Here is a 20,881-nt window from a genome sequence, read left to right as displayed (position 1 = left end):
AGGGGATCTCCTCTCAATTTACGTTGATAGACGGTTCCGCAATGTTTGCAAAGACGTTTCCATTGTTAGTATAGAGGTTAAGCACCTAGACGCCTCACCTTGCAGATTGGAAATTTCTGATTCGATAGAGCTAAGCATTCCCTCAGCACGATCCTGTGCATCTACGTACGATGCGTGCAACTCGCTTCGAATATCCTCATGCTCGGATGCTGCATTGCCGCGCCAAGCGTCTCCATCAATCTCTGGCTCGTTCATTCTCGCCTTATGGTTATGGAGCATTTCTTGTTCAGTGCTTAGGGCATTTTTAGCTTTTTTTAACCGCTCAATCTTATCTTCTGTATTTCCGAGCTGTGTGCGCATCGTGCCAAGTTTCGTTTGCAAATTAAGAATTTTCGTCATGTCAGCCACAGTAAAAACGACCCTCCTTTTCTACTTATGGTTTTTGCAATGTTTCTTCAATAGCTACCATTCACTTTTTCCTTTTCCATTTTATAGGAACATAAAGAAACTGTCTATTAAAGTCAAATTACGTTTACTAGATTATTTGTTCCCTACAGATTATAAACTAGTAAAAAGTGTACACGAAAAAAGAAAGAGGCTGGAACAAAAGTAGATAGACAGACCAAAATGACGAACATTCCTGAAAATAGGAACGTTCGTCATTTGTTTTATATGAAAATGAGCGGAAGGATTCTCCTGTAGCGGTGCTACTCAGCATATTTTAGACTATTCGTCTTTTCTAATACTACTTTTCGTTATGTCCCAGCCTCGTTCTCTCTATTTAGACCCAGCGCAGGGGTCTCCTCCATTAACTCAATATCGCACCTTGTCCAACCAGCGTGTCTTGCAACTGCTTCACGTTAATCTCTCGTGGAGAGCAAGATTCTTTTACAGCAAGAGCGGCGGCGGCTCCAGCAGCTTCACCGATTGCGAGGCAGATTGCTTGAACCCGGAAAGAGCCGAGGGCTTCATGGGTGGCTGAGATGCAGCGACCGGCAACAAGCAGGTTGTTCAGTCCTGTTGGCAGGAGCGAACGATAGGGGATGTCGTAGTGGGTTCCTTTTGGTAGTTTGTAAATTTCGGTTGTAGCTGAGTCTGGTGAGTGAATGTCAATCATATAGCAAGATTGTGCGATACAGTCGTCGAACTGCTTTAAGTCGATAATGTCCTCTTGTGTCATAACGTAGTCTCCGATAACACGTCTCGTTTCACGTATACCTACTTGTGGCGCCGTTTGCAGAAGCTCGGCTCGCTCAAAGCCCGGCACGTACTTTTTGAGGAAAGCGATTCCGTCTAGTACTTGCTCCCTCCCAAGCACTTCCGCATCTGTCAGATCGTGCGGATCGAGGGCATTTTTCCCTTGGATTCGGCCAAAGTTAATGCCGACAACGTTATCCATCCATGGAACGGTGAAGATGGCTGCAACGTGATCTCGGTTTACTTTCGTTAAAAAGCCATCTCGCTTGGCTTCTTCAATTTCCCCTGCGAAGCCTGTTGCATTTAAATAGTGATAGCCGTCATCGGTTTTCCAATAACCTCGGCGTCCTTCTTCGTCAAGCTTAGTGCCGAGAGCAGCAGTATCGACATTGCCGAGCACATACATGAGGGAGGAGGGTTGGGTACCTCCGTCTTTATCTCTACCAATCTTGCAGGTCGCCCCGGCTCGTTCCGCCACGTCTCCATCACCTGTTGCATCAATGATATGAGTCGCTAGTAACGCCTCCCTGCCTGCCTTACTTTCAATGAGAATTGCTTCAATGGTGCCGTCTTTCGTAATTGTATCAACAATCGTCGTGTGACAAAGAAGCTCCACACCTGCTTCAGCAAGAAGCTCAAATGCAAGTATCTTATACTGCTCTGCATTAAAGGGCTCCCAGCCTTTGCGATCAGTCATAATTAGACCACCTCTATCATAGAGCTTCTGTCGAATTTCTTGAAAGATGCCGCCCGTAATAAAGCGCTCTTTGTCATGATAGCCATATGCGAAGGACGTTACCATCCCCGCTGTTCCCATGCCGCCAAGAAAACCGTGGGATTCAAGTAAAATCGTTTTGGCACCGTTACGTGCAGCACTTAAAGCAGCACCAATTCCTGCAGGACCGCCTCCACATACAACAACATCTGCCTCTCCTCGTACGCGCACTTGTTTTTCTACTTCTGTGATCTGTCTCATTTATAGGACCTCCGTTTTTCTTATTCTTTTGAACCAGACATAGCTAAGCTCTCGATGAATTGCTTCTGTGCGAAAAAAAAGATGACTAGCACAGGCAGTGTTGCCAATACAGATGCGCTCATAAGCGAGCTCCAATCGGTCCCTGCTTCATCTGTAAATAAGGAGAGCGCTAGCGGCAACGTCATTAACTCCCTTGAGTTAATAAATATTAAAGGCTCCAAAAACTCGTTCCAATTCGTTAAAAAGGTAAAGATGATAACGGTTGCTAATGCTGGTTTTGAGAGTGGCAGCATGATCTGCAAGAAAATTCGAAAGCGAGAACAGCCATCTATTCGAGCTGCATCTTCTAATTCGGCTGGCACTTGCTTAAAAAATTGGCGCATCACAAAGATGCCAAATGCTCCACCAGCACCAAAGATTGGAATAATGATTAACGGCCAGTGGGTATCAATCCACCCTAGTTCTCTCATAAATAAAAAAAGCGGAATAATCGTGACTTCGCCGGGGATCATCATCACACTTAAAAATGCGAGAAAAACAAGATTTCTTCCCTTAAAAGGGATCCGAGCAAACGCATAGCCTGCTAGAGAGGCAAGGAACACGGTCCCAATGGTGACGGCGGCACCAATGTAGATGCTATTGAACATTTGTCTCAAAAAATACGTACTAGTTAACACATTGACATAGCTGTCCCACTGGATTGGGTTTGGAATGAACGTTGGTGGCAGTGAAAAGATTTGATTTGGATCTTTTAATGACGTCGTCACCATCCAAATAAAGGGAAGCAGCATAATTGCTGAGGTAATCGTTAAGAGCATGTAACGAATAACTGTGGACATGGAATTAATCTTCATTGTAAACCCACCTTTTTCGTAGCCACCATTGAATCAATGTGAATGCAAAGATAAGAAAGAATAGGATAAATGCAGCTGCCGAAGCGTAGCCCATATCAAATAACCGAAACGCTTTTTCCCAAATATAGTAGACGATCACTTTCGTGCTACTTTCCGGACCTCCACGTGTCATCACAAAGATTTGGGCGAAGATTTTCATCGCCCCAATGATTGTAATAATGGTTGCTAAAAACACGGTTGGCGAAATAATGGGGAGCGTAATGTTCTGGAATTGACGCCAGCTCCCTGCTCCATCGATTCGTGCCGCTTCGTATAAATTCTTCGGCACCATCTGTAATGCTGCTAAAAACAGGACCATGTTTAGTCCTACATTTTTCAACACACTTGTGATAATAACAGCCGGCATCGCCAAGTCCTTACTATAGAGCCATGCTTGTGGTTCAACTCCAACCCAAGCAAGGATAGAGTTAATAAACCCGTAATCAGTTGCAAACATGTAGCGCCAGACAATCGCCCATACAACAAGCGTTGTGACTACCGGTACAAATACAATCGTTCGGAACATCCCCATCAAAGGTAGCGGATGGCGTAGTAGCAGTGCCAACCCAAGTGCGAGAAGAATGTTAAAAGGCACAAGCCCTGCCGTAAACAAAATCGTATTCCCCATTACTTGTTGGAATTCTGGATCTTGCACAATAGCTCGATAATTCGCAGCTCCAATGAACTCCGACTGACCAAGCAACGGCCAGTCTGTAAAGCTCATATAAAAGGCAAAGCCAATTGGCACGAACATAAAAACAGTGAAACCGATGAGCATTGGACTAAGAAACAACCAGCCTGCGAGAGTATCTTGTTTGAAAAATGGTTTTCGCCGTTTTGTTTGGTTTTGTTCAGGTTGGATATCTACATTCATTATTTAATCCCTCCGCAGCTCACTCTTGCACCAGCGGATTAATATTGGCTTCCATCTGTTCAAGAATGTCGGCTGGTTCCGCAGTCTGCCCAAATAAACGGTCAAACCCCTGTAGAATATGGTTGTCAATATTTTGCCATTCAGGATGGATTGGTAACACACGTGCTTCCTCGCTTAGGTTCAAGATCGTAGACTCCATACTTTCGCGTGGAGGATTTCCAGGTTGTTCAATAAATGCATCCGATTCAAGTACCGATGCTCGTGGTGGTGCAAAATAGGTAGATGTTGCTTCCATTCCAGTCTCACTCGCAAAGTAGCGGATAAGATCAAGCGCTTCTTCTGGATGCTCGGTTCCTTCAAACATCACATAACCTGCCTGACCAAGAATGGGCGCGCGACCTGCTGAGCCAAGGGGAACTGGCGCAATATCCCACTCAAATGCGTCAATGCCTCTAGCTGTTGATACATAGCTATAGACATCAAAGAACATCCCTACATTACCAGCTTCAAATGCAACCTGATCGCCTGCGCGTGGATGAGAGCGATCTTCAAACATCATTCGATCGAGCATCGCTAATGTCGAAATACCAGCATCACTGTTCCACGTAAACTCGGTTGTCTCTTCGTTAAAAAGGTCGCCTCCCTCAGCTCGCGTATGAGCAAGTAGGTTTTCCCACGTTTCCCAAGCCCGAAAGAAATTGGCACCGTAAACACCTTCATCTTCGGCAATAACAGCTGCGGCTTCTTCAAAAGCCTCCCACGTCCAGTCTCCTCGACTTTCAAGCTCTTGTGGTGTGTCTAAACCTTTTTCTTCAAACAGTGTTTTATTGTAATAAATGATATGAGGTGGACTAGAAAACGGCACACCATAGAGGGCGTCGTCCACTTCGTACTGGGTAATCGTGCCTGGCAAGATATCATTGAAGTTAAATGATTCATCTTGTCGAAGAACCCCAATGTCTGCAAGAATGTTATTCTCGATAAATTGTGGCACCATCCGTTCAGCCGCCCAGCCGATGTCTGGAAGTTCTTGTCCAGCCGCTAATACCGTCATATTTTGCTGGTAATCTGGAAATGGTGTTGTTTGAATTGTAACGTTTACATTTGGATGATCGACGTAATAGGCCTCTAATAATTCTTCATAAACGGCAATGTGGTTTTCATTGCCCCATGTTGAAAAGGTCAATTCAATTTGTTCTTCTCCATCATTTGTCGCCGAACCACCAGAGGAAGAACAGCCTGCCACTACAAGCAAAAATCCCGCGCTAATACCCCATCTTTTCATCTTAGATCCCCCTTTTTTCTTCCTTATCATCAGTTTAAATAAAGCGCTTACAAAAGAAGAGGGTGCTCGTTTTTGATTTGGTGTCTTTTATTCAGGTCTTTGGTAAAATGATGGTCACAGACGTGCCTATTCCTTCCTCGCTCTTAATGGTCAGCATGGCTTGTTCTCCTAAAAGCAGCTCAAGTCGATCTGCAATATTGGTAAGTGCCACACGATTTCCAGTTTCAATACTCATGGATTGCTTCATTCCTTGCCCTTGATCTCTCACTTCCAAGTAAGAAAACGAATGATCTTGCCACCCCTTTACTCCAATTCTTCCTTCTATTTCACCATGTTGATGTCCATGCACGATGGCATTTTCAAGCAGTGGTTGAATAATTAATTTCGGAATGAAGAGTGTCAACATCTTCTCTGGTATAGCGATATCAAACGTCACTTTTCCTTCTAATCGTTTCTCTTGAATGGCTATATATGCTTTAACGAATAACAGTTCATCTCGTAAAGGAACAAACCGAGTTTTCTGATCGATACTGTAGCGGATCAAGCGACCGAGAGAAGCGACCATATCGGAAAGTTCATATTCGTGTTTTGTAATGGCGATCATATTAATATGCTCTAATGTGTTGTATATAAAGTGGGGGTTCATTTGCGTTTGCAGTGCTTTTATTTCGGCATCTTTTTCACGTATTTCGGTTTGATACACTTTTGCAATCAGCTCGTTAATCTGCTTCATCATATGATTATAGCTAAGAGCAAGCTGACCAAGCTCGTCTTTCGAAGAAGGCTTCATACGGTGCTGAAATTCTCCTTTTTCAGCCTTTTGCATCATTTGACGTAGTTCAAAGATTGGCTTAGTTAAAGAACGCTCTGCGACTTGGGCTAATAATAGGGTCACGCCTGACACGACTACCATTAACCCGATAGTGACGATTCGGAGTGACTGGGAAGCACCCACAATTTCATCTTCTGGTAACAACACGATCGTCTGCACTTCTCCACTCGATTGCCGGAGCACCGGTAAATAATTTACGCCATCAGATGTCACTCGTTCACGCTCAACAAGGGTTTGTCCCTCACTGTCTGCTTGCTTTAACAATGGTGTAATGGCTTTTCCGGTTTCATAAATAAGCTGACCATCACGATCAACCATTGTGATAGACGCTTCTTCTGACAAATCCACATCTGTTAACAGGGATTCAATAAAGCTCATTTCAATATCGACTTTAATCATACCAAGGGGACGGAATCCATCTGGATCTCGTAGTAAACGGCCAACTGAGAAAACGGTCTTATCGTTTCCAACAATGTAGGCAGGCTCGTGAGCAGGCACGAGCAAAGAAGCACCTTCTCCTTGTTGAATACGTTGTTGCCAGAAGCTAGACTCATCGCTAAAACGATGCACCGTTCGAGGTGAACCGAGGTCACTAAACAAGCTTCCATCTCTTGTCATAATATGAACCCCTGAAAGCTCTTGCCGATTATAGGAGAGGGTAGATAGAAACGAACTCATACGCTCAAGTTCTTCCGTTTGTGGATAATATGAATAAGAATGCTCCGTTCGGTTCTTTAAAATGGTTAAAATCTCCCGATCGTATAGAGGAAGAAGAGATAAACGGTGCATTTCATCAATAAATGCGTTTACGTTCTGATTCAGTTGATCAATCACTTGTACCGTATAATGATACGTTTGATCCTCCAGCGTTTTTGAAAAGTACGAGTAGGTAATCATCCCCAGTAAATTTAAAGGCACTAACACAATAGCGAGAAACAACACGATGATTTTCAGTCTTAGTGACATGCTTTTCCCACCTCACTTTTGTTGCATGAACGTTTTTTTCCTGTACTGCGTGGGTGTACACTGTTTTTCTTTCTTAAACAGCTTCATAAAATGTTTCTGACTTTGATAGCCTGACATTCTCGCTATCTCGTAAATGCGCAAGTTGGTTTGATGAAGCAATGTCTCGGCACGTTTCAACCTTTTTTCAGTGACATACGTAGAAAAGTTTTTTCCACTCTTGTCCTTAAACCATTGACTGAAATAAGTCGGATGTAAGTGCACAAGCTTAGCTACATCTGTTAACGTAATATCTTGGTCTATATGCGCCTTAATATAGGCATCCACTTGCTGAATGAACGGATCTTCGTGATAGCTCTCCTCAGCCTCACTTAATCCCGCTTTAATCTCATCGAAAGCAGATACCACTTCTGTTCGATCAATCGGCTTTAATAAATAGCGACTCACCCCGTGCTGAATGGCTTGCTGTGCGTATGAAAATTCTTCGTGACCACTCACAACAACGATGCGAACGTGTGGAAAATAATCTCGCACTTCTTTCATTAACGATAATCCGTCTCGTTTGGGCATTCGAATATCTGTCACCAAGACATCAGGACAATCATGAGCGAGCAAATGGAGCGCTGTCTCGCCATTATCCGCCTCACCAATAACGGTAAAATCCCTGACAAGCTGATCTACAATTGTAACAAGACCTTTTCGTATCATTTTCTCATCTTCAGCGATAACAACTTTATACACGGTTACCCCTCCTTTTATAGAAAAAGAACCTTCTCGATTAGAAGGTCCCATTTCCCTTACTCAGTCACATTCGTTTGCATTCGTAACGATTGTATTCGCATAGCAGCATCACCTTGTGAATCCGCTCCAATTTTCAACAAGTCTTGCCCTGATTGTGCAACCGACGTCGAATGGAATAAAAACTCACCCTCACGATACACGTCGTACGTCGTTCTTCCTGTTGAAACAAGTGTGTACCGTGCTGGAGCAGTTGGATTCATTTCCACTGAAACTGTCTGCTGATTTAGTCGGTCTTGAATCCATCCTCTTTCACCATCATACTGAATAAAAATTGATTTTTGTTGGTTGCCCTGCCGAATACTCATCTCGTTTCCTCGGCTTGTGTCCAGTACAGTAAGCTCTGCTTCAAGGGTAAAGTGAGAATCAGGTAAGTGAAATCCGCTATGAGTGAGGTAATGAAAAGAACCGCTGCCTCTTCGGTTTTCTTGGATGTCAACGAACCCAGCCCCTTGCTCAATGGTTCCTTGAGCTGCGCTTCCCTTAGCAACTTGCCAACGTCTTGTATAATCAACAAAGGATTCGTCAATGACATTCCAAACCTCTCCTTCACGAACCTCAAATAAGACGGTATTTGTCGAAAGACGTTTTCCTTTGTAATATACTTCGGCTTGAACCGATGCAAATCCTTCTGAACCTGAGTAGAGCCTCCCTTGATCTATGCGTACAATCGCTGGATCACTTGATGTGAATTCAACGTCTAATTCCTGCTTATCAATGAGGGAACCGTCGTAACGTTCGGCTATTATTTCAAACTCAATTTCGCTATTTGTAGTGGCAACTACATCCGTGGAACGCAGTGTGGCTTTAGCCATGTCTCGTACTTCTTCACCATAAATGGCACGAGCAAGCGCAATTTTTGTTGACCCGCGCTGACCTGCTTCATAGATCATGTAAAGCTCATTTTCCGAATACATATAGGAACGAGAAGCAGCTCGCCCGTTCTCTGGAGAATCCTGTGTCGGCTGATAATAAGCCCCTAAATGAATTTCCTGATCGAAATTTTCACCTACATCAATGACATATTGATTGCCAGAGCCTCCATGAACCGTTACGTAATGATTGCCGTTATAAGGAAAGTAGTACGCACCGGATAGATTGCCTCCTTGACCAGGTTGAGGTGAAATAAGTGGTTCTTGCTGCGTCTCCCATTCACGTCCATCTTTCGACCACGCTAAATAGATTTTTCTCGTGCCATTGTTATTTCCCATTAATGTCATAACGTAACGATTGTCTTTCCCGTCAAGTTCATGCTCGAACACCCTTGCATAAGAGGCTTCACTTATTCCTGTAAAATCACTCGTACGAATGACAACTTGCTCATAATTAAAGTGAATGCCATCTTCAGATGTAGCAAGGCGCGTCACTGAGTTTTCTCCATGAAAATAGAGAAATAACTTCCCTTCTTCTTCATTCCATATCGGATGTGCTGAAGCAACGTGGGATACACTGTAATGTGGTTGCCAATCTCTCGCAATAATTGGATTTTCACTATATTCTATCCACGGCCCTTTAATAGAATCTGCGTAAGCAAGAGCAATGCCACCAGGTCTATCATGAGGTCCATAGTACATGTAATAGGTTCCAAGAGGTTGGTCAAAATAATCTTCTGCTCGAATAACCGTTGGGAAATCATATTCTCCTGTGGGATTATACACCATATCCTCTGGATCAATGATCGTCTGTTCATAATAGAATAATGGCAATTCATGAGCCTTTCCATGAGCATTCGTCACAATCAAACTTCCAAATAGAAAAACAGCCAAAAAAGCAAGCGCTTTCAAAATGTGCTTCATGATATTCCTCCTCTCATCGTTCAATTTAGTATAGCGCGATCCCATTTTTTCTATGTTCCTGCTCCCTTAAGATCTAGTAGTGTCGAATTAAGATATTGGTAACATTTACTCTTTGCAAAAATACTAGCCAATCCCTCCTCTTTCCCTTATGCTTAACAGAACAAAAGTAAGGAGATGCTTTATGAAAACAGATCGACAACTAACAAGCTTAATGGCCTCCATTCGTGTATTAAGCTCAACCCGGGAGTTGCCTGATGTTTTACGCCAACTTTTACAAGAAGCTCTACATGTCATTGATGGCTCAACGGCTGGCGTTTTGTTTTTATATGACGAACAGCAAGATGTGCTTTATGCAGAAAGCGCAATAGGTTTTAATATGGAAACATTAGGAAAAGTCCGCTTAAAGCCAGGGGAAGGAATGAGTGGTAAAACGTTTCAACAGAAACGAGGCAACATCTATTCTCATCTTCACGACACAAAAACAGGCATGGCCAACTTAAGCACTCAAAACGCCATGTATTATGAACAATCACTACCTGAACTAGCTTACCCAGTTAGTGCTCTCTCTGTTCCTCTCTATCTATCAGATGGAACGTGTATTGGTGTACTGACAGTTGATATCTTTGAACGAAAGCATACATTCGAGCCAAACGACCTCGACCTATTAGAAACCTTTGCACGGCAAGCATCGATTGCTGTTGAAAATGCACGCTTGTATTCCCAAAATAAGCGAACGCAAGAAATCCACCAAGCACTCTCTCGGGTGTCCCTTTCTTATGGAGGATTGAATGACATTACAGGTGCTTTAGCTCATTTACTATCAAAGCATGTTGTCGTTGTGAATGAATTCGCTGAAGAATTGTCTAGTTACCCAGAGCAATCAACCTTTACCCTTCCGTCTTCGCTTTTAGAAAACATGCTCACGTCTCTTTATATTGAAAAACACCAAGGGGTACAAACGTGGACGATGGATCTTGATCAAACTGCGCTTTACACCTTTCCGATTCAAATTGATGCAGAGCCGATTGGACTCCTCATCATTATTGGAAGCAAAGAAGCCATGTTAAGCCCACTTGATCAAGTAGCGATCGAACAGGCTTTACCGATTTTCGTAATGGAGCTTCATCAACGAGGAAAGCAAGATGTGGACGACCTTATGTATACCGCACGTTTGCTAGAAATGGTGATCCATTCATCAGAACCTGAAGCTCCGACGCAAGAATTGCTCATGCACATTCCTACAGGTTCCCATCAGCGGTATGTGATTGGGAAGCTACAGTTAGACCACTCTGGTGTACCGGTTCCAATGTATAATCGTATGAAGCAACAGCTTATGCGTAAAGTGTATTATGAACAATCTAAACTAAGCGATGTCACCATTGTCTACGAACGCCATTTTGATTTGACGTTTCTTTTTACGTTTTCAAGCGCAACCATGCCCTTAACTATTAGAGCGTTTTTGAACGAATTGCTATCCTATACACAGTCTAAGTGGAACCTATCTGGTTATGTAGGTCTTGGTCGCCATGTATCCAAGCCCACAGCTCTAAAAGAATCCTATATGGAAGCCGTTCGGGTCATTCACTATTTGCAGCGTAAACAACGTCCGAATGAACTGGTCGACTTTGATTCACTTGGCCCCTACCGCTTATTTTTGAATATGAACGAAGAAGAACTGATAGACTACGTTTTTGATAAACTAGGCATACTAATGACACATGACCCATCAAGTGAATTACTCAACACTCTCTTTGTCTACATGGAACAAGGTCAGCGGTTAAAGGAAACAGCCCTAGCGCTTTATGTTCATGTGAATACCGTAAAATACCGTTTAAAAAAGATCTACGAACTCCTTGGGATAAAAGGGTTTACAGTCGAAGAAGCCTTCAATATTCATTTAGCCTTAAAAATTGCAAACTATTTAGAAATAAGTTCATTTAGCCACAATAGACAAAAATAAAGCATGAATTTTGTCGAATAAGACTATAGAATTGTCTGTCTTTTTAGACTATAGTCAGATGTAAGCATTTGTTCAGACTCTTTCGTCAATGAGCAGTGCACGACTTTGACAGAGGAGGAACCGGTTTGCAACCTATTTATTTAGCACTTTTATTTATTGCCATCATTGCCATCGGGGAGATCATATCGATTAAATCTCGAGCAAGAATCCCAACATTACTCGTTGTTGTCGCAACAGTGTTTGTTTTATTACAAACGGGGATCTTGCCTGAAGAGTATATTGCTGCCTCAACATTCGTTGCTGTCGGCGGCGTCCTTGTACCTGTATTAATTGTGCATTTAGGGACAATGATTCCATTAAAAACCATGTTTAAACAATATCAGGCTGTATTGATTACATTAATTGGTTTAGCCTTTTCTGTTATTGGTGTCATCGTTATTGTCACACTTCTTTTTGACTATGCAACGGCTGTGGCAGGCGCCGGTCCCATTACAGGCGGAATCATTGCTTATATTGTAACAGCCGATGGATTAAGAGAAGCTGGCTTAACAGCCATTATTGCTATTCCTATTACCGTTTTTACTATACAAAATTTCTTTGGTATGCCGTTAACATCTATTTTTCTCGCTCGTTATGCGAAAAAGATTCGAGAGGATGAAGCAGCTACAAACGGTGCTGAAGAAGTAGCTCAAGAAGCAACGGAAAATGAAAAAAGTTATGTGCTTCCAAAAGAATGGATGCAAAGCCATTTTGTCATTATTTTTCTCCTATTCGCAGGTGGTGCTCTTGCCGTCTTTTTAGGACAGTTTACAGGTATTAACGCGAGCCTTTGGGCACTCGCTATCGGTGTAGCCGCAGCAGCCCTTCGCTTTTTACCTGAGCGTTCAATGGAAAAAGCAAATAGCTCAGGTATCACGATGATTGCGTTAATATTCGTTGTGATTAATTCCCTCATTGGTGTTACGTGGAATCAAATTGTGGCTTCCCTACTACCGGTTATGGTTATTATGATTGTCGGAATTGCAGGGCTCATGCTCGGCGCCATTATCGGAGCAAAGCTTTTTAAATGGGATAGGAATAAATCGATTCCGGTTGTGCTTACAGCCCTTTATGGTTTCCCGGGAGACTACCTCATTGTTGAGGAAATTAGTCGGAGTGAGGGTCGAACCGAGGCTGAGCGACAACGAATTATGGACGAACTAATGGCGCCAATGTTAATTGGTGGCTTTACCTCCGTAACAGTTGGCTCTGTAGCAATTGCAAGTATTCTAATATCAACACTTTAAAAGGAGACGGTTTACATGACGATAACAGCTATTACAAACGTAACAATGATTGATGGTACAGGCAATGACGCCATTGAACAGGCAGTTGTACTTGTGGAGAAGAATCACATTAAAGCGGTAGGTACTTCTCAAACCATTGCCATTCCTTCAGACGCAACGATTATCGATGGAGGTGGTCAATACCTCCTTCCAGGACTCATTGATACTCACGTTCATATGGCACTTGAAATTAAAAATGTGCAAGAATCGTTATTAACACCTTTCTCGTATCGGTTCTTTGAAGCAGCAAAACGACTAGAAACAACGATTCAAACAGGCATTACTTCTGTACGTGACGCGGGTTTTGCTGATGCTGGCATAAAAAAGGCTGTAGAAGATGGCTTAGTAAATGGTCCTAGAATGCAAGTGAGCATCAACCCTCTTACCATTACAGGTGGACACGGTGATAGTTGGAACATCTCTGGCATTGATACGACACAGCCTGTTTATCCAGGCATGCCTGATGGAAAATGCGACGGTCGTGAAGAAGTACGCAAAACCGTTCGTGAAATGTTGCGTGCCGGAGCTGATGTTGTGAAAGTCCATGCAACTGGTGGTGTGTCGAGCCCTACCGATCATCCAGAATTCACTCAGTTCTCTCAGGAAGAACTTGAAGTGATGGTCGAAGAAGCAACGTTTCGTAAAGGTGTAAAAGTAATGGCTCACGGGCAAGGAGCAGAAGGGATTAAAAACGCTGTTCGTGCCGGGATTCATTCCATCGAACATGGCATTTTTATCGATGACGAAGCATTAGAACTCATGCTTGAACATGGTACCTATCTCGTCCCAACCTTGCTTGCTCCTCTCGCCGTCTTAGAGGCTGCCGAGACATCAAACACGATGGCTCCCTATGCCATTGAAAAATCAAAAGAAGTCATTGATATTCATAAGAAAAGCATTGAAAAAGCGTACAAAGCAGGGGTAAAAATTGCAATGGGTACTGACGCAGGTGTTTTTCCACACGGCATTAATCTCCGAGAGCTTGGTCTTATGTGTGAAATTGGTATGTCGCCAATGGAAGCCATTGTTGCGTCAACGAAAACAGCTGCAGAATGTATGGGCTGGGGAGAAAAAGTCGGCACAATCGAGGCTGGTAAATGGGCTGACCTCATTATCGTAAACGGTAATCCACTTGCTGATATACACATTCTAGAAAATCATGAACACATTACTTTTGTGATGAAAGACGGCAACACCTATAAAGATACACTACTTGCCATTTAATAAGTAAAACTGTCCTTTTAGGGGCAGTTTTTTTCCATTCCACTTGCTTCATCTGGGACAATTTTGTATACTATAAACAAATCGTAATGATTACGTTTTAAAAAAGGAGGATACGTACTATGAGTCTACCTTTACAGCTTCAACAATTGTTCACAGAAAAACTTACTGTACATAAGCGCTATCGCTTTTCGATAAAAGAACAACTTCACATGATGGATACGGCTTTCATTGTAAATGAAATTATTACGGCTTCTGAAGAGGAAATGGAGATATTATTCCCTATCTTGACCAATATGAGCGAAAACGAAGACGCCTTACATGATTATCTTGAGTATTTGGCAACGATCTACGTACAAACAAATGAGAGGCATTCGACGTTTTAAGCAAACGGGGAAAGCGTTAAACAGATCAGGCTCCTCTTTCCTAAGACCAACTGAATCTCAATAGAAACCTACCGACCTTTATGCTAAAGTGAAAGAAAAGGAGGTCTTAGAAATGACTGTTAACCTCATTATTCTACTTATCCCGCTCGTATCTTTACTGCTAGCGCTTATCTTACTGATTATCCTGTTCCCAAAACTCAACGCACAGCGCAAGAAACATGCAGAGACGATTAAACATAATCAAACCGAGCAAACCCGATTACGACAGGATGTAACCGCCATAAAAGAGACCCAAGAGAACATTTTAAAAGAGCTTTCTCAGCTTCGACAAAAACATCATACCAATTAAAAAAACCTGTCAAAACGACAGGTTCCTACTTATTTACATTTCTTTTAAAATCCCTTTGACAAGCGACGTAAACGCTTGGTTCGCTTTACCTGCAACCACGATTACATCATCATGACTTAACGGCTCGTCTAAAATTCCGCATGCCATATTCGTTAAACAGGAAATCCCTAACACTTCCATACCTGCGTGTGTAGCAACTGTTGCCTCAGGAACCGTTGACATGCCTACAGCGTCTCCTCCTAGAGTGCGAATCATACGAATTTCTGCTGGTGTTTCGTATGCTGGTCCGCTCCACCAACTATACACGCCTTCATTTACTTTTGTACCTTGTTCTTCAGCAACTTTTTTCGCGATGCTGCGAAGGCGACTGCTATATACTTCTGATAAGTCTGGAAAACGCGGCCCAAGTTCGTTCTCATTTTCACCAATTAGCGGATTTGAACCTACCAGATTAATGTGATCGTTAATCAACATAAGTTCACCTGGATTAAAGGATGTGTTAACAGCACCACACGCATTCGTAATGATAACCGTTTGTATCCCTAATGCTTTCATTACACGAACAGGGAAGGTCACTTGACCAAGAGTGTAGCCCTCATAATAATGATAGCGCCCTTTCATTGCCGCCACCGTCTTGCCATTTAATTCACCAACTACAAGCTTATTAGCGTGGCCAATGGCTGCTGATTTTGAGAAATGTGGAATATCTTCATATGGGATTTCTACCGCATTTGTTAAATCATCTGCTAGATTACCAAGCCCAGAGCCTAGGATAATGCCTACTTCTGGAACCGTACTTGTTTTTGATTGAATATAGCTTGTTGCTTCTTTTATTTGTTCAATTAGATTCATGTTTCTTCCTCCTAAATAGAAATATGAGTTGCGACTAATCGCAGTGGTTCACTTGATTGCTTGGCAAAACTTATTGCGGCAGCTCCTTGCATCATCGAGTGGATCACTGATGCCCGTCTCAGTGCCTCTGCTTCATGAAGACCACCATCCATCAATTTTTCGGCAATGAGGCGTTCCCAATCTTCAAATGCCTCTTTACAAGCTAACCGTATCGCTTCACTTGATGAAGCGTTTTCAAGGGTTAGAGCAATCATCGGCACACCGCGAAAATATGTACCTTCATCAAATTGATTCGCACTATCCTCAATAAGCTTTGCAATAGCGGTATTGGCTGTTTTTTCTTTTGCTAATTGCATCGTTAAATACGAGTGTACTTGCTCCTGCGTCCATTGAATGGCTGCTACTGCTAACGCTTCTTTCCCGCCTGGGAAATGATGATAAATAGATCCTTTTGGACTACCGCTCACCTGAATGACTTCGTTTAATCCAGTACCATGATACCCTTGCTTCTGCAAAAGTATTGCCATTGTTTCAATCATATTTTCTTTTGTCGATTTAGACACCTTATCCAATCCCTTATTGTTCTGTCAGCTAACAAAATTATAATATAATCATAATCACTGCGCCATTTAAGAGGTTTGCACAAGTGGCTGCAAACAACGCTTTTCCAAACATACCTTGAAATTCTTTTTTTCGATCTGGAACCATGCGAGAAAGCATACCAATTAAACTGCCGGCGGCGCCAAAGTTCGCAAATCCACTTAAGGCAAACGTTAGAATCGCAATGGATTTAGGTGAGAATGCTTCCATTGATGAATAGAAACTGCTAAATGCAACAAATTCATTCACTAACAACTTCTGAGCAATTAAATTCCCCGCTTGTACCGCTTCCCCCCATGGAATGCCGATAAGGAATGCAATCGGAGCGAATACAAATCCAAGCATCATTTCTAGCGTTATATTTTCCAGACCAACAAGTCCTCCTAAACCACCGATAAACCCATTCAATAATGCAATTAAACTAATAAACGCAATGAGCATTAATCCAACATTTATCGCGTATTGAAGGCCTTCTCTTGAACTTTCTTGAATCACATCAAGAAGATTCGTATCTTTGTTCCGTTCATCTACACTTGCCGCAATATCAGAAAAGCGTTCTTGTGTCACTTCTGTTTCTGGAACCATCAGTTTAGCAAGCATAATGCCTGTTGGTGCTGACATAACCGCAGCTGTCAATAGATAGTTTAGCGGAATCCCCATTGTACTTAAACCAATCATCACGGCACCCGATACAGAAGATAAACAGCCAACCATTAACGAAAATACTTGTGAGCGTGTCATCGTATGTAGATAGGGTTTGATGGTTAACGGCGTTTGCGTATTACCTAAAAACATATTTGCCGCTGCTGCAACGGATTCTGTATAGGATGTACGCATGAGCTTCGCAATACCGCCACCAAGAATTCGGACGACCCATTGCATGACACCAATATGATAAAGCAAACTAATAAGAACTGTTAAGAAAATGATCATGCCAAGAACCGTTATCGCAAAGATGGCAAACTCTCCCCCTTGTGCCAGTGGACCAAACACAAATGCCAAGCCTTCGTTTCCATAACCGATAACCGTTATAATCCAATCCGATAAAACAAGTAATGCCTCACGACCAAAATCCCAGCGGAGAACAGCAAAACCTAATAAAATCTGAAGAGCAAAACCAATCCCGACTGTGTAAAAATTAATTTTCCCTTTGTTTTCTGATAGCAAGTAAAGTATACCGATAATCGTAAAACAGCCAGCCAATCCCCATAATACTTCGACCATGTTTTCCTCCCACACCTATATTCATTAGACCAGTCTACATAATTATCATAAATCATGTATAAGGAAAAAAACAGTACTTATCAGAATTTTTCTTTAAGAGATTGTCTAAATGATTACATTCACCGGCTCCATTCGGCAACCCTATAGCTCCATTCACGAATAAACGTAAGTTTGAATTCATCCATAGCACGGCTTCTGACATTCTTGAGTACCATTCACACCAATTATTCTCCTTCCAACAGAATTCTGCCTCTTTTCACCAGTATTTGAATGCGGTAAAAGCATGCCAACAGTATGATGAAGGAGACAAATTAAACAGGAGTGATCGTAGATGGAAACCTTTCAAAATCTTTTAATTACCTTAATTGAGGCAGATACATGGATACAATATCTAAGTGTATTTGTCATTTCAATTGTCCCTTTTTTCGAATCCTATGTGGCCGTACCGATTGGCATTCTTTTTGGCTTTCCGAGTATTCCCGTCATCCTTATTGCAGCTATTGCCAACTGGCTCTCTGTTATGGTCTTCATTTGGTTAATCGCGAAGTTCCGCAAATCCAATGGAAAGAAATCAACTAAACGCTATGCACGAGCACAAGGCATCTTCAATAAATATGGAGTCGCCGGTCTGTCCTTTGCTGGTCCAATCATTTGTTACCACGTTTGCGCTGCCATCTCCATTGCGTCAGGAGCTGAAAAATCGTATGTCAGCCTATGGCAAGGAATTGCCATTGGAACATGGTCCATTGCTTTAGGCATTGCGTTCCATTATGGTATAAACCTTCTTGAATATATACCGAATCTGAATCCATTCTCTTAAAATGAAAGGATTTGTTCGTCTTGAAAGCATCGGTTAAACTTTTTTTAGTCCTACTTATGTTTCTTTTCGCTGTGTTGCCCTTTTTAGTGATTTATGATCCATTATCGAAAGCCGTACCATTTCTGCCAAACTACGAATCCCCTTCTTGGTTCGTTCCGGCTGGCTTCGTTAGCATTCTAGGAATTGTCATTCTTGCAATCATGTTGGGAAATGGAGATAAGCACGAACCATTTTGATTTTTTCTCCCTACCGTATACACTAAGAACAAGATGACAAAGGAGCCTTAATCAACCATGGCATTTTCTTTTAATAATTTAACAAAAATTGAAGGCAACATCGTAAAGGTTCCCCCTTTGACGCTCAGTGCTGAAAAAGGGGATATCCTTGCTATTCAAAGCGAGAATGAATACATTCAGCGGCTATTTGAATTGTTTCATCATCCAAATCAACTGAAGAGCGGGACCATTTCATTTCCAGAAAACAGCGTATATTTTTTTCAGCGTGATGATGGGTTATATCGACGGTTAACCGTTAGCGAAACGGTGGCCTTTTGGTGCAGATTGTATCAACAAGATATGGACGTAAACACGATTTTAACGATGTGTGAACTGCAAACATGCGCATACAGAAAAACCAAGTTCTTAACCCATTCTGAAAGATGCCGTTTACAACTTGCTTCTGCTCTTATACAACAAGCCGAAGTGTATCTATTTGAAGATCCTTCCCTTATGCTCGACCTACAATCAAAGCAAGTATTGCATACCTTACTCACCCATTTAGCTGAAAACGGTGGCACTATTCTTATCTTCACAACGACGCTAGAAGATGCCATCCGATTAGGGAATAAAGTATACCGGTACAACGAACGCGGGTTGCATGAATTGGAGCAAGATGACGAGGAACCAGGAACAATAGAGGAAAAATCTTCTCCAGATAGCACGGATATGCAAGTCCAATTAAATAAAGTAAGTGCCAAGATTGATGACAAGATTATGCTTTTTAACCCGATGGAAATCGACTATATCGAAGCACGAGATGGGCAAACGTATTTATTTGTTAACCACGAAGAGTTCTCCTCTTCTACCACCATTAAAGCATTAGAGGAACGCCTACAACCGTTAGGATTTTTCAGATGCCATCGTTCGTATTTAGTCAACCTTCAACGAGTTAGGGAAATTATTGTGTGGAGTAAAAATAGCTACAGTCTTAGTCTTGATAATACATCGAAGAGTACCATCCCCTTATCAAAAGGGAATTATAGTAAGTTGAAAGAGTTGATTCAGCTATGAAAAGACTCACAAAAGAACAGAAAAAAGCGTTATTCTATAAAGATCTATTGGATTTACGTTGGAATGGGCAAGTTCTATTTAACGTAATCATTTGCCTTCTCGTCACCATCATTTTTCTCTGGTATCCGCGAGAGGATCTTCCAATTTCCTTTGTTATCGGGTTTACCTTCGCTATGGTAACGATGTTTACGCAGGGAAATCTTGTTGTTGAAGAAAGAGAACAAGGGACGCTAAGACGCTTACAACAAGTTGGTTTTTCCATTAAGGATGTCCTTATTATAAAAATGTTTGTATCGTTTCTTGTTACATCCGTTCTTGTTTTTCTCTTTTTACTCTTCTATCGATTTGATCCAACGATTAGCTTTAACTTACTTGTTCTTAGCTTTCCCGTTATTATCATCATGCTACTTGCAGGAACGTTTGTAGGCTTACAAGCAAAAAATACCATTGAAGTGAGCTTATATGGTACTCCTATTGCGCTATTCTACTTGTTTCTCGAAGGCTTGCTCATGAATCATCAGTTAGGTTACATGCAGTGGATCGCGTTGTTCCCCAACTATCACTTGTATTATGGCGTAACGAGCGACTCCTTACTGCCTTATTTACTTACCCCTTATCTTTGGATGATCATTGTCGTAATCGTGTTCACCTGGTGGTTTATGAACAAAATGAAAACAAATAAATTTTAACAGGCTGTCTGATTCTTATAGACAGCTTTTTTTTATTGGCAACAAAACGTTCACAAAGTAATCGGTATCATTATCGGCTGGACTCTTTTTTCATTGCCTAAACTGACTAATTGTCATAAAATCAATTTTTAGGTTTAAGAAAGAATGGTCAGTATACGTTCTTAATTGTCATTTATAATAAATCAAATTGTTAAGGAGAGGTCGTATGGCTTGGGTGTATTTAGTCATCGGAGGGTTACTGGAAGTAGGTTGGGCACTCGGTCTTGATTACTCAGACGGATTCACAAAAATAGAATTTGTCATTCCAACCGTTATCTTGTTTAGTTTAAGCTTTTATTGCTTTGCGAAAACGTTAAAGACCGTACCAGACATATCAGTCTGAAGTTGAACAAGTAAATTTAGGAGAAAGTGATCAAGTGGTAGTTGCTAGTTCTGGTGATAGAGCTAGTTACTTATCTAACTTTGCTTTAAAACCTGGAGCGTTGGGAGCTTGTAGTTTAAGTGAGTCCATCCGAATTTGACTGTATGGACAGGAGTTTAATCACGTTTAGC

Annotated in this window: 21 protein-coding genes; 10 read left to right on the top strand and 11 right to left on the bottom strand. The window is 41.9% G+C overall.

Features of this window, described 5'->3' with window-relative positions:
- Positions 1–18: 18 nt before the first annotated feature.
- The 8 genes from E2L03_RS08975 to E2L03_RS08940 all read right to left on the bottom strand — a co-directional run bounded on the left by E2L03_RS08975 (position 19) and on the right by E2L03_RS08940 (position 9,614).
- On the bottom strand, positions 19–399 hold the full coding sequence (locus tag E2L03_RS08975; protein WP_148305140.1) for a DUF5082 domain-containing protein: 381 nt from the start codon (positions 397–399) through the stop codon (positions 19–21).
- A 409-nt stretch (positions 400–808) separates the two neighbouring features.
- Entirely contained in the window at positions 809–2,173 is a 1,365-nt protein-coding gene (locus tag E2L03_RS08970; RefSeq protein ID WP_134259001.1) for an FAD-dependent oxidoreductase, read from the bottom strand.
- Positions 2,174–2,193: 20 nt separating this feature from the next.
- Positions 2,194–3,027 (bottom strand): carbohydrate ABC transporter permease, encoded by an 834-nt coding sequence (locus tag E2L03_RS08965; protein ID WP_134259000.1) that lies wholly within the window; start codon positions 3,025–3,027, stop codon positions 2,194–2,196.
- Positions 3,017–3,940, bottom strand: coding sequence for a carbohydrate ABC transporter permease (locus tag E2L03_RS08960; protein ID WP_095149591.1), 924 nt, complete (start codon positions 3,938–3,940; stop codon positions 3,017–3,019). The genes E2L03_RS08965 and E2L03_RS08960 overlap by 11 nt, the downstream gene beginning before the upstream one ends.
- Before the next feature lie 19 nt (positions 3,941–3,959).
- Positions 3,960–5,225 carry an ABC transporter substrate-binding protein gene (locus E2L03_RS08955; protein ID WP_038476838.1) on the bottom strand — a complete coding sequence of 422 codons (1,266 nt, stop codon included), beginning with the start codon at positions 5,223–5,225 and terminating at the stop codon, positions 3,960–3,962.
- Positions 5,226–5,316: 91 nt separating this feature from the next.
- Positions 5,317–7,023, bottom strand: coding sequence for a cache domain-containing sensor histidine kinase (locus E2L03_RS08950; protein ID WP_134258999.1), 1,707 nt, complete (start codon positions 7,021–7,023; stop codon positions 5,317–5,319).
- A 12-nt stretch (positions 7,024–7,035) separates the two neighbouring features.
- On the bottom strand, positions 7,036–7,761 hold the full coding sequence (locus tag E2L03_RS08945) for a response regulator transcription factor (protein ID WP_038476834.1): 726 nt from the start codon (positions 7,759–7,761) through the stop codon (positions 7,036–7,038).
- 56 nt (positions 7,762–7,817) lie between these two features.
- Positions 7,818–9,614 (bottom strand): glycoside hydrolase family protein, encoded by a 1,797-nt coding sequence (locus tag E2L03_RS08940; protein WP_134258997.1) that lies wholly within the window; start codon positions 9,612–9,614, stop codon positions 7,818–7,820.
- 181 nt (positions 9,615–9,795) lie between these two features.
- Here E2L03_RS08940 and E2L03_RS08935 point away from each other — a divergent pair, with 181 nt between their 5' ends.
- From E2L03_RS08935 to E2L03_RS08915, 5 genes are all read left to right on the top strand, one after another.
- On the top strand, positions 9,796–11,574 hold the full coding sequence (locus E2L03_RS08935; protein ID WP_166740251.1) for a helix-turn-helix domain-containing protein: 1,779 nt from the start codon (positions 9,796–9,798) through the stop codon (positions 11,572–11,574).
- Positions 11,575–11,699: 125 nt separating this feature from the next.
- Entirely contained in the window at positions 11,700–12,860 is a 1,161-nt protein-coding gene (locus E2L03_RS08930) for a hypothetical protein (RefSeq protein ID WP_134258995.1), read from the top strand.
- Between the two features lie 15 nt (positions 12,861–12,875).
- Entirely contained in the window at positions 12,876–14,123 is a 1,248-nt protein-coding gene (locus E2L03_RS08925) for a metal-dependent hydrolase family protein (protein WP_134258994.1), read from the top strand.
- 119 nt (positions 14,124–14,242) lie between these two features.
- Positions 14,243–14,506, top strand: a complete 264-nt coding sequence (locus E2L03_RS08920; RefSeq protein ID WP_134258993.1) for a hypothetical protein — start codon at positions 14,243–14,245, stop codon at positions 14,504–14,506.
- A gap of 112 nt (positions 14,507–14,618) precedes the next feature.
- Positions 14,619–14,855: a hypothetical protein gene (locus E2L03_RS08915; RefSeq protein WP_095149585.1), complete on the top strand. Its 237-nt coding sequence runs from the start codon at positions 14,619–14,621 to the stop codon at positions 14,853–14,855.
- Positions 14,856–14,888: 33 nt separating this feature from the next.
- On the opposite strand, the gene E2L03_RS08910 is transcribed toward E2L03_RS08915, so the two are convergent.
- The 3 genes from E2L03_RS08910 to E2L03_RS08900 are packed head-to-tail and all read right to left on the bottom strand — an operon-like array spanning position 14,889 to position 17,531.
- Complete coding sequence (locus E2L03_RS08910; protein WP_095149584.1) at positions 14,889–15,707, bottom strand: purine-nucleoside phosphorylase; 819 nt, start codon at positions 15,705–15,707, stop codon at positions 14,889–14,891.
- Positions 15,708–15,718: 11 nt separating this feature from the next.
- Positions 15,719–16,270, bottom strand: a complete 552-nt coding sequence (locus E2L03_RS08905; RefSeq protein ID WP_134258992.1) for a TetR/AcrR family transcriptional regulator — start codon at positions 16,268–16,270, stop codon at positions 15,719–15,721.
- 37 nt (positions 16,271–16,307) lie between these two features.
- Positions 16,308–17,531, bottom strand: coding sequence for a NupC/NupG family nucleoside CNT transporter (locus tag E2L03_RS08900; RefSeq protein ID WP_134258991.1), 1,224 nt, complete (start codon positions 17,529–17,531; stop codon positions 16,308–16,310).
- Positions 17,532–17,862: 331 nt separating this feature from the next.
- Here E2L03_RS08900 and E2L03_RS08895 point away from each other — a divergent pair, with 331 nt between their 5' ends.
- From E2L03_RS08895 to E2L03_RS08875, 5 genes are all read left to right on the top strand, one after another.
- Positions 17,863–18,351: a hypothetical protein gene (locus E2L03_RS08895; protein ID WP_038476812.1), complete on the top strand. Its 489-nt coding sequence runs from the start codon at positions 17,863–17,865 to the stop codon at positions 18,349–18,351.
- Between the two features lie 20 nt (positions 18,352–18,371).
- A complete protein-coding gene (locus tag E2L03_RS08890; protein WP_038476810.1) occupies positions 18,372–18,587 on the top strand; it encodes a hypothetical protein in 216 nt (71 codons plus the stop codon).
- A 57-nt stretch (positions 18,588–18,644) separates the two neighbouring features.
- Positions 18,645–19,640 carry a LytTR family transcriptional regulator DNA-binding domain-containing protein gene (locus E2L03_RS08885; protein ID WP_134258990.1) on the top strand — a complete coding sequence of 332 codons (996 nt, stop codon included), beginning with the start codon at positions 18,645–18,647 and terminating at the stop codon, positions 19,638–19,640.
- Positions 19,637–20,329 (top strand): ABC transporter permease, encoded by a 693-nt coding sequence (locus E2L03_RS08880; protein WP_134258989.1) that lies wholly within the window; start codon positions 19,637–19,639, stop codon positions 20,327–20,329. The genes E2L03_RS08885 and E2L03_RS08880 overlap by 4 nt, the downstream gene beginning before the upstream one ends.
- A 205-nt stretch (positions 20,330–20,534) precedes the next feature.
- The gene (locus E2L03_RS08875; RefSeq protein ID WP_134258988.1) at positions 20,535–20,711 is read left to right on the top strand and encodes a DMT family transporter; all 177 of its coding nucleotides are present in this window, start codon (positions 20,535–20,537) and stop codon (positions 20,709–20,711) included.
- Positions 20,712–20,881 lie beyond the last annotated feature (170 nt).

This window comes from Shouchella oshimensis, from assembly GCF_004375095.1.
In the GTDB taxonomy this organism is placed as follows: domain Bacteria; phylum Bacillota; class Bacilli; order Bacillales; family Bacillaceae_D; genus Shouchella; species Shouchella oshimensis.
This window is presented reverse-complemented; position numbering and strand designations above follow the sequence as displayed.

What these genes read in the sequence shown, in the direction of transcription:
- E2L03_RS08975 (WP_148305140.1), bottom strand. Translation starts at nt 399, where the DNA reads ATGACGAAAATTCTTAATTTGCAAACGAAACTTGGCACGATGCGCACA.
- E2L03_RS08970 (WP_134259001.1), bottom strand. Translation starts at nt 2,173, where the DNA reads ATGAGACAGATCACAGAAGTAGAAAAACAAGTGCGCGTACGAGGAGAG.
- E2L03_RS08965 (WP_134259000.1), bottom strand. Translation starts at nt 3,027, where the DNA reads ATGAAGATTAATTCCATGTCCACAGTTATTCGTTACATGCTCTTAACG.
- E2L03_RS08960 (WP_095149591.1), bottom strand. Translation starts at nt 3,940, where the DNA reads ATGAATGTAGATATCCAACCTGAACAAAACCAAACAAAACGGCGAAAA.
- E2L03_RS08955 (WP_038476838.1), bottom strand. Translation starts at nt 5,225, where the DNA reads ATGAAAAGATGGGGTATTAGCGCGGGATTTTTGCTTGTAGTGGCAGGC.
- E2L03_RS08950 (WP_134258999.1), bottom strand. Translation starts at nt 7,023, where the DNA reads ATGTCACTAAGACTGAAAATCATCGTGTTGTTTCTCGCTATTGTGTTA.
- E2L03_RS08940 (WP_134258997.1), bottom strand. Translation starts at nt 9,614, where the DNA reads ATGAAGCACATTTTGAAAGCGCTTGCTTTTTTGGCTGTTTTTCTATTT.
- E2L03_RS08935 (WP_166740251.1), top strand. Translation starts at nt 9,796, where the DNA reads ATGAAAACAGATCGACAACTAACAAGCTTAATGGCCTCCATTCGTGTA.
- E2L03_RS08925 (WP_134258994.1), top strand. Translation starts at nt 12,876, where the DNA reads ATGACGATAACAGCTATTACAAACGTAACAATGATTGATGGTACAGGC.
- E2L03_RS08920 (WP_134258993.1), top strand. Translation starts at nt 14,243, where the DNA reads ATGAGTCTACCTTTACAGCTTCAACAATTGTTCACAGAAAAACTTACT.
- E2L03_RS08915 (WP_095149585.1), top strand. Translation starts at nt 14,619, where the DNA reads ATGACTGTTAACCTCATTATTCTACTTATCCCGCTCGTATCTTTACTG.
- E2L03_RS08910 (WP_095149584.1), bottom strand. Translation starts at nt 15,707, where the DNA reads ATGAATCTAATTGAACAAATAAAAGAAGCAACAAGCTATATTCAATCA.
- E2L03_RS08900 (WP_134258991.1), bottom strand. Translation starts at nt 17,531, where the DNA reads ATGGTCGAAGTATTATGGGGATTGGCTGGCTGTTTTACGATTATCGGT.
- E2L03_RS08895 (WP_038476812.1), top strand. Translation starts at nt 17,863, where the DNA reads ATGGAAACCTTTCAAAATCTTTTAATTACCTTAATTGAGGCAGATACA.
- E2L03_RS08885 (WP_134258990.1), top strand. Translation starts at nt 18,645, where the DNA reads ATGGCATTTTCTTTTAATAATTTAACAAAAATTGAAGGCAACATCGTA.
- E2L03_RS08880 (WP_134258989.1), top strand. Translation starts at nt 19,637, where the DNA reads ATGAAAAGACTCACAAAAGAACAGAAAAAAGCGTTATTCTATAAAGAT.
- E2L03_RS08875 (WP_134258988.1), top strand. Translation starts at nt 20,535, where the DNA reads ATGGCTTGGGTGTATTTAGTCATCGGAGGGTTACTGGAAGTAGGTTGG.